Consider the following 12,804-nt stretch of genomic DNA (forward strand, 5'->3'; position numbering starts at 1 on the left):
TAAAGCTAGCCTCAGGTAAAACTAGATCAATTATTTAATAATCGACCTAGTTATTTCTAAGCTAGCCTAAACTTCACCTACACCTAATACCCATCTATTAAATCAAATAATTTATCGATCAAATGTTCTTTTGTATTAATATTACCATATTTTCCGAATTTGATCCTCTATATCCAAGTATTTTTGGGATATTAACGTATTTATTAACATTTTTAACATTTTCTTTTATGAATTCCTGTTGTACCTTTGGAATTCTGAATAATAATCTTAATATTAACTTCTCTTTTTCATCATTACTACAACTAGAATATACCTTACCTAAGTTAGATAAAATAACCTTAGCTTTAGATCTTGTTCCTGTTATTTGAACTAAATCTAATAACGCTGCAAACTTTAAGTTTTCTTCTATATCTTTTAAAGATTTATCATCATAATCTTTTCCTATTCCAATAGATATTTCTTTTAATGTATACATTCTACCTGAATCTTTGTTTAAAAACTCTATTAACGTAAATAGTGCTTCATTGTGATCTTGTAATTTTAACCCTTCTCTTGTTAATACGTCCTCTAAATCATCACTCTTACTTATAGAATCAATAATATCTTCAATATTAGTTCTTAGCAATAAATCTACTATGTACTTGCTATATAAGTCTATGTTATTACAAATTGAGTTTTCATAATTACAGCATTGTAAATCAATTTGCTTAGTAAAATAAAGCTTAAGAACTTCCTTTTCATCAACTTCACTATCCTTAATTGATTCCCATGTAATATTCTTCTTTATACATGTATTACATAAATGTTTGTTGGCATATCTCCTTCCAAATCCATATTGGAATTTATACATATTTTCTTCTTCAAACTTTAAATCGAAGTATTCTGCTGCAATTTCAGGATAATCCTTTTCAAAATCTAGCATTGCTTGATACGCAGCACAATTAGTTTCCTTATTAGAATGATATTCTTGATTAGCAACACAGAATTCTCTAAATGATTTCTTTTTAAAGAAATTAGGTTGATTACACCATCTAGCTAATTGAACATACATACCTCTATATTTACTCTTTTTGTAATCTTCATATCTCATTATGTATGGTAAAGATCCGTACTTCATAAGTATCTTAATTCTTTCGAATACAACCCTAATATCTTCTGCATCTTGAGATTCATATCCGCTAATAACATACATCTTACAAATCTTTGTTGAATATCGTCTCCATAATTGTACCTTTTCAATAATTAACTCTCTATCTTGTATATGATCAAACGCAAAAATAAAATCTCCATGATACTTTGCATTATTAAATCTCTTTGCCTTTTTATCAGTCATTAACCTTATATCAATTCCTTGTCTAAATTGAAATTGCTTTCCAGTAGCCTCTATGTCATTTAAAACTTCTTCCCAGTTTTCAAAAGCTAAAATATTATCATCCCATAAATATACAAAAGGTCTTTTATCATCTAAAAACTCTGATACTGGTGAATGTCTAAATACTCTATCGTATTTCTTATTAACACAAAAAGAACATTTTCTAAAACATCCTCTTGTTGTAAATCCTATAGAATAATCTAAGTAATCTGCAAATCTACTTCTTCTTTTACCTAAATATAATTGTTCTTCGACATACTCCTTATATAAATCATAATATGGCATGTGATGCTCTATTTCAGGGCTTAAGTCCTCTCCACCATCTGGAAAGAAACCTGTTCCCCCTATTTTAACATGCTCCAACTCAATTACCCATTTAGGAACGTTTGTAAAAGAAAAGACTTTAGAAATAAATACTTTATCATATTTTTTTACTTCTTTATAATTATTATAAATTAAAGTTACTTCATGTCCATTAGACTTATAATATCCAGCTAATTTCATTAAAGCTAAATTAGGATGTCGCGTTCCGTTATCCATTAAATCTGCATCAATTAATCCTATCCTCATAAATATCTCTCCATAAAAATAAATAATAGATCGAAATTCTATTCGATCTATTGTTTATTATACTAATATTTATACTTAAATACAATTTTAATTTACATCAATATAAAAAATGTATTTTTTGCTGATATAAAACGGAATATTATTCCTTGTTTTATGTTATCAACTTCTTTTCAGAAAAACTTTATTCCTTTTCCCTAAAAACAACTCTAAATATTAAATATTCCCAAACACAAAAACTTCGACAACACATTTCTGTATTATGGAAGTTTTTCATGGTTGAGCCGAAGTGCGACCTTTAAAACCCAATAAACTTTATAATTAACTCTAATACACATCTTCTTGGTAAGTTAGAACCTAGCCTCATGAAATAATTTATTATAATGCTATTTTATTAATCTCATATCAGTATAAACACATTTGCTATTTTAAATATTATGCATTTATACTATATCGCTACTACTTTAATTATTCTTAATTCTCATCATTTATCTTATTGCTTCAATATATCTTCAATAGTTGGGTCAATTCCTATATCTATTAAATTATCTACAAGTCGTTTCATATTGAATCTATCCTTATTATAAGCAACATCATAAAGAATCCTTGCTGAGATTTCTTGAGCAACATATGTGTTATTATCATGAATCACATTATAAGCAATCGTACCGAAGTTATCATAATCCTCCCACTCTATACATACATCTAAATAATTTTCATTTAATAATTGTAGTATCTCAACTGCTCTTCTCTCGTTTGATTCAATAAACCTTAAAACAGCTGAAACCATATTAGATGCTGTAATAATCTCCTTACAAAGGTCTACGCCATTTAAGCTATAAATATAATTTTCAACATCATCATCGTATATACCATTGTGAATCTTTAATGTTACTAATTCCTTTAGCTCTTGATTCTTATGGTATTGAATAGACCTCTCAATACCTTCAAGCAATGAACCTGCATCAGCATATCGCATATTAGGATTTTCATTTTTTGCCTTCTCAACAGGATTTCTCATAAAATGTCTACTGTCTCGAGGGTCACCCGTCATTATGAAATTAATAAGACTACCCAGTGAATATACGTCACTACGCTTATCACCTTCCTTGAGTTGCATAAACTGTTCAGGTGCACAGTAGTGATACTGTCCAATAGACTGTGTTCTCATTGTCCTATGTGAGTAAAACATATCTAAATCTTTTCCTAGACCAAAATCAGAAATCTTCAATTGACCATTAAATAATAATACGTTATTTGGGCTAATATCACGATGAATAATATTGCGTTCATGAACAGCTTTCATAATATGCAATAACTGACGTATCATTATCAGTTTTGTATCTTCATCATGTTCATAGTCATTCATAAAGTCTTCAAAAGTTGATTCTGCTTTTTCCATAGTATATGAGTAATTTGAATCATCTAATTCATATACTTTGATAATTCCATTCAAATCGTCGAGTCCTTTGGTAATTTCAAACTCTCTCTTAAATCTATGCCTTATACCCGAAATGATTTTAAAATCATCTTTCAGTTTCTTAACAATGAGTCCTGTTGAGCGAGACTCATAGACATTAGCAAAACCACCTCCACCTATAAATTCCAAGTCTCCATCCTCTGATATAAGAAAATATGCTTGTCCTTGCTTATGAATTTTGTATCCCTCAATATTTAGTTCTTCATTTAGGTAGCTTACTATTTCTTCTACCTTTTCTAAAGCTTGGACCTCATTCAAACCATAATCTCTCATTATAAATCTCTTTGATAAAATTAAATTAAGGAACTCATCAAAACGATTATTGTTCCATAAAACCTTTATATTCTCAACCGTATACAACCAACGAGAAGGAAATCCTTGCCCATATACATCGCTAAATCCAAAATTACTATTAAAGAATTCAACTATTTTACCACCTGATTTATATGAATAAAATCCTCGAATATCCCCAATTAGTGCTTCAGCTATAGTCCTAATTCCTACTTCACTTAACACATAAATTCCCCCAATCTTTATCGCGCAACTGCCATTAATCTATATGAATCATAATACTTACATACAACATCCTCTATGTTTTCAATATCAATTCCTGCTTTATTCACCATCAATTCCATTATTTTCAAAGAACCATGTGATATCCCTGCCATGATGTATTGACCAATTGACTGTTAAATAACTAACTTTGTAGTAACATCAATATTCTTGGAAACACCATATTGATAATTCGCCAAACTACCATTGAAACAGATTTACCAAAAAGCACAGGTGGTAGCTTAATATTGTCTTGTAGTGTATTCATAATATCTACATTAGTCACTTCATTATCTAGCTTAATCCAATAATTGTCAAATGTGATATCATTAACTCTTCCTTCTCCAAGCTTAAGAACAGGTTTACATACTTTATCTGTCAATAATGTAAATTTTTTAATTAATTTCTTTTAAGGATACCCTTCCATCTTCTAGTTTGCAAACTTCTTCCAAATAACCTCTAATAAACTCAGATTCTTCCTTAGATATTGATATTTCTATTTTATAATTATGCGGAATACTTCTAATTAGCTTATTAATTATATATCCAAAATCGCTTAACATCATAAATTTGTAAGTAACTTTTAATCTAACTATACTACAGTGCTGTGGTATATTGAATATATAGTCTACTTTCTTTGCCTCTAAATAATTAGTTTTAGGTATATCAATTGAACACTCATCATCAACTATTAAGTCACACTTTATCTTTTTGTTAAAATCAAAAGATATAACATTTTCAGAATTTATATATTGGTAATTATAACTTACTTTATCTTTATATTTATCTAAAAAAAATTCTAAAGTATACTTACCACCACCATGCATCTTATGCTTTCCTTTATAAGTTAATATATTAAATTCAGTACCATTGTCTTTAATTTTTATACTATTCTCTTTAACTATCAAATTAACTTTACTAGCATTTCCATGTTCAAATGAATTTTTAGCTAACTCCATTATCGATAGAGCTATATACTTATTATCTTTATCAATCCATTCTATTTTATTGGTAATATATTCTATTTGTTCTTGAAATGAATCATACATTAGTTGAATTTCTATAATATCCTCATTTTTATTTAACTCTAAAAATTTAATTTTTATCTCAGGATATTTAGTGTCAATAATTTTTGCTACAATCCTATTATTATAAAATTTATATTTGCACTTATGTTTCTCACAATAATTTTTACAATCTTGAATCTCTTCCAAGTTAGGGTCAAAATTTAGAAAAGAAATACATACTGCTCCTTCATTTTTTCCTAATGACAATAAAACATCTACTGCTTTACATACATCTTTATAAAGCTTACCTTTTGCCGAATCTGCAGTAGCTTGTATACATATATAATTATTGTTTTTATCTACGCACCACATATCTGGAGTACCTTTTCTTGTCCTAAATCCACCTTCACATCCTCCCATTTGGGACATTGTGCTCCACTCTCTATTCTCTCTTGATAATATTTCACAAGCCAATTGTTGTAGCTCTCCAGCACTTAAATTTTTTAAAATCGTTTCTGTAATATTCATCTTTCTACCCCTAATATATATTTTAAAATAGTTAGTATAAATTTCCCATTAGTCATTATATCATATAAACTTATTTATCATATATATTTTTATATAGAGAATTATTTATCTTTCTAAAAATAACAAATCTACAACAATACTTTATATATTACCGTAGATTTGTTGCTTTAGGCAAAGCATAAATAACCTCTAATCTATATTTAATTATCAAATATTAGCAAAAACTTCATTTACTTATTGTACGGTTCACCCTAAATAATGCTAAACTTATGCATAGGAAAAACCCTCGACTAATCAAATTAGTCGAGGGTTTCATGATGGAGGCGAATCATTATGTGCATCCATTTGAAATACTAACCATAACTTTTAAACATATAAATTTAATTTTAATAAACCTTTATATGCCTAAAAAATCTTCTCAAGCACAATCCCTTCCTTAAATTTCCCTCTTTCACCTCTCTTCTTCTCTCTAGCCCTAACTAACTCTTCCTCACTATATCCCAAATCCTCAGCTAGTCCAAAAAGCACTTCCACTACATCTGCCAATTCTTCTAAATTCTTAACTTCCAAGAATTCTCCAGCCTCTTCCATAAGCTTTTTCTCAAGCATTTCAGTCTTTTCCTCCCCAGTTAACATTGAGTATTCACATTCACTACCGGAATTCTTTATTATTTCGGGTATTCTATCTCTAACTAATTTATTATAAACTTTCATTAATATTTACCTCATTTCTAAAATACCTTAATATTTTTATTATCTCACACCTATTTTTCTACTCTTAGTCTTCACACTCTTTTTCAAATACCAAATCAAATGCTTCTATAATACTATGAGAACTAAAATCTATTGGTATTGCAGTTACAAATCTCCAACCTTCTTTACTATATTTATCTATAACAGACCTATAATCTATCCATCACAGTAACTCCCTGATTCACTACTATCTGATACACTGGAGCTATATTTTGATTTAACTTTGAACTAAAATCTATTTTTATTTAACAAATTCATTTGTTCAATTATTTACCTGCTCATTTTCTCCCCCTTTTACCACATAAATCTCTTAAATCCGCATGATCAGCATAACTATAAAACTATTTATATAGTTTTATAGTTATATATTTAAATATTTCCCTAGTTAACTATATAAAATTATATATATTTCCCTATTTAAATTCCTTTTTAATTATAACATCATTGTTCCTACAACTCCCATATATTCTCCTAAATCTCTTTTAATAAATAACTATCATAAAAAATTAAAGACACTAGTCTCTACTACCGTCTTCTTATTTTCCATATATTTCATCTAATATTAATCTTGTTTATTACCTATCATGAAAATTCCTTCCTACGAAATCTGTAGGAAAGAGTTTTATAATAATTATTCTATTAAAAATGCTTCAATTACGTGCCTATATAAAAATATTTTATTCTCTTCTGGTATAAAATAAGCTCCATTGTAATAGTTGACATCATCAAAAATTTGACCCTTTTCAACTTCTCCTAATTCATTGATTGTTGCTAACAGATATTCTTCAGAATTTCCTACTACAATTAAAAATGACTTCCTTTCTTTATCCAATGTTATATTATTAATATGTGACTTAGGCGGTATTTTATATTCCCAATCAATCGTATAAAAATCCTTTATAAATCTAATACTCTCCTTAGATACTAAAATTGCTCCATTATCACTTATTTGAATTTTAATAATATCCTTATCATTTTATATTGAATTACTTGTAATTCTTATTATTAAATTTCTGACAATGTCTCCGAGATTTTTATAAGCGTAGAGAATGAGTGGTATATATATCCACTATGTTTTTTGTGGAAACAATGTATAATATATCATCGGGGGAGTGATACAATGAAAAACTTATTAAAAAAGAAGGTATTTATAATACCAGCAGTAATTATTTTATACATTATATTGGTTACGAATGCTCCTAAGTTAGCAAGTGTTTTAGCTTTTGGGTTAGGTGCAGTAGCTATTTATTACTTTTATTTTAAAAGCTCTAAGTTTAAATCAAGAAATATTGTAGTTAAGATTACTACAGGAATAGCAATATTTTTTGGTATGCTATTCTTTGGAATTAGGCCAATGTCATCTGAAACTCACCAATCAAATGACCAAAAAGTAGCGGCTGATAAGGTAAATGTAGAACAGCAAAAAAAAGAAAAGAAGCTAGCTGAGGAAGAGCAAACTAAGAAATTAGAAGAAGAAAAGGCAAAAAAAGAAACTGAGGAAAGAGCCAAGGTGAAAGCTGAGGAAAACAAGAAAAAAGCTGAAGAAGAGGCTTTAAAAGCTCAACAAGAAGAAGCTAAAAAAGCAAGCGCAGAAAGTTCTACTAGTTCAAGTTCTGTACAATCAAATAATAGCTCAGCAGTAGCTAAACAAGAACAACATACAACAAATAGTGGAGTAATGGTTTGGTTATCTGCAACAGGAGATGATTATCATTCAATAGATCATTGTGGTAGAATGAATCCTAAAAAAGCTAGACAAGTTACATTGGAAGAAGCTAAAAGAGGTTATAAACCATGTTCTAAATGTCATCCACCTCAATAAGAAGTGGTTGGATATATAAATAAAATTAATAAAAAGCGAAAGGAATTCCTTCCGCTTTTTATTTTTGCATTTAACATATCAATTAAGTTTTTATAGTATTGTTAATTGTAGCTTTATAATAAAGTCATATTGTTTATAACAAAGTAGTATCATTTTAAATAAAGTTGTATTAAACTATCTTTGAATCTGGAAACAAAAATACCGTATATTCACTTCTGAATAATACGGTATTTTGAGAGGTTATTTGGTTTTGTAGTTGTTTCATATTATAGAAGGTTATTAACTATTTTAAACTTAAACTATATAATAATTCACCATCAATAATCTTACCTGTATCTTTAAAGTTAAAACTTTCATAAAGTTTTTTCCCTATTTGATTTTCTTGGTCAAAGGATAAAAAAATTTCATTGCAATCTTTAAAGCTTTTCATTTCTTCAATAACTTTTCCAAGTGCTGCCTTTCCATATCCTTTTCCTTGATATTTATGGTCTATCATAATTCTGGATATCTCATAAAGGTTATCTTCATAGCAATACCCATACATTGTAAATCCAACCATGGTATTTTCATCATATATCGCCTTAGTAATCCAACCATTTTCAAAATTCGATTGAACAATAGAGTACGCATTGGAAGCAATAAATTCTTCACCAAGATAATGTATATTATCTTTATTCGTAGTTAAAAGAATACACTTTTCCCAGTTTGATTTATCAATTTCTTTTAAATAAATATTCATTTTATCCCCCATTTATAATTAATTATCCTTGTTTCGCCACATCTAACAATTATCATTTAAACACATTATTTTGATACATATTATAATATATTTTCAAATACCATACTATTTAATTTGTAAAGACCATTTTTTATTTATTAATTCATAATTTTTCTATTTGTTGAGCAAACTTTATTATAAAAGTTAATATTATTAAAAAACTTATATTTTGATATAACTTTATTCTAAAACCATTATTTTTATTTAACGTATTTTAGACACTTATAACAAGTATTTTGATTAAACTTTATCTAAGCCCTAATAACTAAAAAGTTTTATTAAGCACTATTCCTTCCTTAAATTCCCCACGTTCATCTCTCTTCTTCTCCCTAGCCTTAACTAAATCTTCTTCACTATATCCCAAGACATCAGCTAGTCCAAAAAGCACTTCCATTACATCTGCTAATTCTTCCAAATTCTTAGCTTCCAAGAATTCTTCAACCTCTTCCATAAGCTTTTTCTCAAGCATTTCAGTTTTTTCAGCCCCAGTTACCACTGAGCATTCACATTCACTACCGGAATTCTTTATTATTTCTGGTATTCTATCTCTAACTAATTTATTATAAACTTTCATTAATATTTACCTCATTTCTACAATACCTTAATATTTTTATTATCTCACATCTATTTTTCTACTCTTAATCTTCACACTCTTTTTCAAATACCAAATCAAATGCTTCTATAATACCATGTGAACTAAAATCTATTGGTATTGCAGTTACACAAATCTCCAACCTTCTTTACTATATTTATCTATAACAGACCTATGATCTGAAACTGCAAAAATTCCCTCTCCTCTTGATTTAACATACCTGTATTTATACATAGCCTATTCCTCCCCTAAATTCTCGTTTAATTTAACCTAAGCAAATAATATACTATCCATACTTGTTTTACCATTCAACCCTTCACCTATAATCTATCCATCACAGTAAATCCCTGATTTATTGCTATCTGATACACTGGAGCTATATTTTGCTTTAACTTTGAGCTAAAGTCTATTTTGTTTGAGTATTTATAATATTCATAAGGATTTTCTAATTGTAATATATCCATATATTCTTCTAAGTCCTTATTTTTCTTCTTATCACACATATAAGCAAAAGCCTCATATTGAACATTACAGAATAAATCTATATAAGCATCACAGTCTAATAGATTATCACTTTTAGAGCTATTTATATTCTTAAAGGTCGGTGTTAAGTTCCACATCTTATCGTGTAAAACAAAACTCCAAGGTATGAAGTGATCTATACTAAGCACCCCGTATTTCTCATAGTTCATATCATTAAATTCATTTCCTGTATATATATCCTTTATGTCTCTTTCGAATATGATTCCCTTCCATAGTTTTTTTGCTGTTTCTAGTTCTCTCTTTATAGGAGCTTCTAGTTTAAGTGCTATAGCTGGAACATTTGGATTTCTTTTTTGGAGAAACATTACAAGCTTATAATAAATCCATGATTTTATTATCTTGTAATTATCTCTTAAGTAGTCATCCCAGCCTTCATTTATTACGATGGTATCTCCATTTATAATTTTATATACTGCATAACTAGTATTTTGTGATAGATATTCTATGTATTTGTTTTTTGATTTATCTTTTATCCCTTTTAACTCTTCTGCATAGAATGGAGTTATTAATCTATATGGTACATATAACCCAAGCTCTTTTATCATTTTTAGTAGCTCTTTATCATTGCTTTTGTATATAAAGTCTAATAGCTTTTCTGAGTTATGATTTGATGGTAAATTATATTTTTCTGCCATATAATTTACTGGCTTTTTTAAGTTATCTGAATAACCAAAACTTAATTTGTATTTTAATAGTGGATACCAAGAATAAGTTATCATCCTAGAGATTATTCTTTTAAACTCTATTATATTATTTCCTGCGCTAACTTCATCTAGTATTCCAAGTAACCAATATAGTTTATAGCTTGCTACTACGTTCTTATCATCAAGAACTTTTGAAAACATTCTTGTATTTATCTCTTCAGCACTTGGCAAATTGTATTCTATTTCTTTATTTAACAAGCTCATTTGTCCAATTATTTCCCTGCTCATTTTCTCCCCCTTTTACCACCTAAATCTCTCAAACCTACATGATCAGCATAACTATTTAACTATTTATATAGTTTTATAGTTATATATTTAAATATTTCCCTAGTTAACTATATAAAATTATATATATTTCTCTATTTAAATTCCTTTTTAATTATAACATCATTGTTCCTACAATTCCCATATATTCTCCTAAATCTCTTTTAATAAATAACTATCACAAAAATTAAAGACACTAGCCTCTACTACTGTCTTCTTATTCCCCATATATTTTATCTAATACTAATTTATTCCATAAAATATAGATACTCGCCTTCATACTTTCACACTTTACCTATAATAAACATATAATAATTATGTAATATAGTAAATTAAAAAAGGAGTGATAACTATGCTTTATGACTCAACAAAACCAGTAGAAGAATCTGTAGAAACTGAAAAAACTGAAGTATCAGAACCGAAGGTACTAGACCCTAGGCTTAGAGGTATTATAAGAGTATATCAAAATAGTATTCCATGGAACAATCGTAGTAATGCAACCCTACTATCTTTAGGCAAAGTACTAGGTGTTGATTATTTTATACACCCAATTAGTGATTTAATTAATGAAGTTCCTCTAGATACAACTGTAGTATTAATTTCTTCAAATAGTATCGGAAGTGAAGCAGCTGCTACAGAAGAGAATAATGCAATTGTTCAGAGAAATCTGTACTGTTTTGTGAATCGTGGTGGAGTTCTAATTGTAGATATGGCTGATAATTTAAAAAACGGAGGCTATACTGCCCCTGGCTCTTATGGAACACCAGATTATATTTTCCCAGATTACGCTGATGGCTACAAACTATTTCTAACACCTAAATCTTACTGTAGCACTTTTGTTAATGGACCAACAATAACATTAACAGATGAAAATATAGATATGGATCCAAATACTAGATGGTCAGCTCATGGAAATTTACAAGATGGTATAATTATACCAAAATCATCAAAAATATTAATGACAACTATTTTTGGAGGAATTCAAAAACCAGTTTTAGCTTACTATTGTCTAGGTAATGGATTTGTAATTGTCGATACAATTACAAAAGAATTTTACGGTCAAAATCCTGCTGGTGTTGGACCATCAAATATCCTAACCAATTTATTTTACTTTGCATATAATTTAAGCAAATTATGTTTCTGTTAGTATAATAGCATTGTTTAGATTATAAAATATCAGAATGACTTTTAAGGTATATTAATAAAGGATGTATAATTCATTATACATCCTCTCATTATAAATACTCATTTATCCTTTATTTTCATAATAAAATACTCAATCTATAGAACCGATTTTATTATTTTAACTTTCTACTATAAAGGAAGCAATCTAATCTGTAGTAATATATTTTTGAAGTTTCTTTAACCTATTAAATTTAAAAAGATTAAGAATAAGCAAATTAAATTAAAATTTTAATGTAGATTTTCATCAAGAAATGAAGCAACATCATTATAATTTGAAATATGATATTGAAAATTTATTTTACATTCATCTGTGTCAATTTCAAATTCATATATCCTGAAATCTCTAATACATATCTCATCTTTTATATAGACAACTTCTGCATTTCCATCTTCATCATAATACGCATAAACTACTTCATCCTTTCCTGCAAAGTCAATCCATAAAGATGTTTCCCATCCAAAAAAGGCTTCTCCATTCATATCTTCAAAAAGAATATATCCATCCTTCTGAGAAATATACACTTCACCAATATGGAAGCTTTTTTGAATATCATCCCATTCATACTCTTCTTTAGGTGACATTAATTTTAAATATCTTTCTTTTGCATCATCAATGGTTGTTCTGATTTTAAAATTACATTCTTTCACTAACCTTCC

Annotated in this window: 15 protein-coding genes; 2 read left to right on the forward strand and 13 right to left on the reverse strand. The window is 28.1% G+C overall.

Annotation, left to right across the window (positions count from 1 at the left end; genetic code table 11):
* Positions 1–118 precede the first annotated feature (118 nt).
* The 8 genes from BUB01_RS23455 to BUB01_RS06515 all read right to left on the reverse strand — a co-directional run bounded on the left by BUB01_RS23455 (position 119) and on the right by BUB01_RS06515 (position 7,091).
* Entirely contained in the window at positions 119–1,942 is a 1,824-nt protein-coding gene (locus tag BUB01_RS23455) for a radical SAM protein (protein WP_072985890.1), read from the reverse strand.
* Positions 1,943–2,432: 490 nt separating this feature from the next.
* Positions 2,433–3,935: a protein kinase domain-containing protein gene (locus BUB01_RS06490; RefSeq protein ID WP_072985891.1), complete on the reverse strand. Its 1,503-nt coding sequence runs from the start codon at positions 3,933–3,935 to the stop codon at positions 2,433–2,435.
* A gap of 17 nt (positions 3,936–3,952) precedes the next feature.
* Positions 3,953–4,087, reverse strand: coding sequence for a hypothetical protein (locus tag BUB01_RS23795; RefSeq protein ID WP_278337119.1), 135 nt, complete (start codon positions 4,085–4,087; stop codon positions 3,953–3,955).
* 29 nt (positions 4,088–4,116) lie between these two features.
* The gene (locus BUB01_RS06495; protein ID WP_072985892.1) at positions 4,117–4,353 is read right to left on the reverse strand and encodes a hypothetical protein; all 237 of its coding nucleotides are present in this window, start codon (positions 4,351–4,353) and stop codon (positions 4,117–4,119) included.
* 13 nt (positions 4,354–4,366) lie between these two features.
* Positions 4,367–5,506, reverse strand: a complete 1,140-nt coding sequence (locus BUB01_RS06500; RefSeq protein ID WP_072985893.1) for a hypothetical protein — start codon at positions 5,504–5,506, stop codon at positions 4,367–4,369.
* A 405-nt stretch (positions 5,507–5,911) separates the two neighbouring features.
* The gene (locus tag BUB01_RS06505; RefSeq protein WP_072985894.1) at positions 5,912–6,220 is read right to left on the reverse strand and encodes a nucleoside triphosphate pyrophosphohydrolase; all 309 of its coding nucleotides are present in this window, start codon (positions 6,218–6,220) and stop codon (positions 5,912–5,914) included.
* Positions 6,221–6,284: 64 nt separating this feature from the next.
* Positions 6,285–6,419 (reverse strand): DUF4177 domain-containing protein, encoded by a 135-nt coding sequence (locus tag BUB01_RS23800; protein ID WP_072986039.1) that lies wholly within the window; start codon positions 6,417–6,419, stop codon positions 6,285–6,287.
* Between the two features lie 471 nt (positions 6,420–6,890).
* Entirely contained in the window at positions 6,891–7,091 is a 201-nt protein-coding gene (locus BUB01_RS06515; RefSeq protein ID WP_072985895.1) for a hypothetical protein, read from the reverse strand.
* A gap of 288 nt (positions 7,092–7,379) precedes the next feature.
* Between BUB01_RS06515 and BUB01_RS06520 the strand changes: the two genes are divergently transcribed.
* Entirely contained in the window at positions 7,380–8,081 is a 702-nt protein-coding gene (locus tag BUB01_RS06520) for a UbiA prenyltransferase family protein (protein ID WP_072985896.1), read from the forward strand.
* Positions 8,082–8,364: 283 nt separating this feature from the next.
* Here BUB01_RS06520 and BUB01_RS06525 read toward each other — a convergent pair whose 3' ends face one another.
* The 4 genes from BUB01_RS06525 to BUB01_RS06540 all read right to left on the reverse strand — a co-directional run bounded on the left by BUB01_RS06525 (position 8,365) and on the right by BUB01_RS06540 (position 10,926).
* A complete protein-coding gene (locus BUB01_RS06525; RefSeq protein ID WP_072985897.1) occupies positions 8,365–8,820 on the reverse strand; it encodes a GNAT family N-acetyltransferase in 456 nt (151 codons plus the stop codon).
* 304 nt (positions 8,821–9,124) lie between these two features.
* Positions 9,125–9,433, reverse strand: coding sequence for a nucleoside triphosphate pyrophosphohydrolase (locus tag BUB01_RS06530; protein WP_072985898.1), 309 nt, complete (start codon positions 9,431–9,433; stop codon positions 9,125–9,127).
* Between the two features lie 144 nt (positions 9,434–9,577).
* Positions 9,578–9,685 (reverse strand): DUF4177 domain-containing protein, encoded by a 108-nt coding sequence (locus tag BUB01_RS23655; RefSeq protein ID WP_242958372.1) that lies wholly within the window; start codon positions 9,683–9,685, stop codon positions 9,578–9,580.
* An 86-nt stretch (positions 9,686–9,771) separates the two neighbouring features.
* The gene (locus BUB01_RS06540; RefSeq protein ID WP_072985899.1) at positions 9,772–10,926 is read right to left on the reverse strand and encodes an HNH endonuclease domain-containing protein; all 1,155 of its coding nucleotides are present in this window, start codon (positions 10,924–10,926) and stop codon (positions 9,772–9,774) included.
* A 388-nt stretch (positions 10,927–11,314) separates the two neighbouring features.
* Between BUB01_RS06540 and BUB01_RS06545 the strand changes: the two genes are divergently transcribed.
* A complete protein-coding gene (locus BUB01_RS06545; protein ID WP_072985900.1) occupies positions 11,315–12,109 on the forward strand; it encodes a hypothetical protein in 795 nt (264 codons plus the stop codon).
* Positions 12,110–12,375: 266 nt separating this feature from the next.
* Here the strand turns inward: BUB01_RS06545 and BUB01_RS06550 are convergent, their stop codons facing one another.
* On the reverse strand, positions 12,376–12,795 hold the full coding sequence (locus BUB01_RS06550; protein WP_072985901.1) for a hypothetical protein: 420 nt from the start codon (positions 12,793–12,795) through the stop codon (positions 12,376–12,378).
* Positions 12,796–12,804 lie beyond the last annotated feature (9 nt).

Source organism: Clostridium cavendishii DSM 21758 (genome assembly GCF_900141845.1).
GTDB lineage: Bacteria > Bacillota > Clostridia > Clostridiales > Clostridiaceae > Clostridium_AG > Clostridium_AG cavendishii.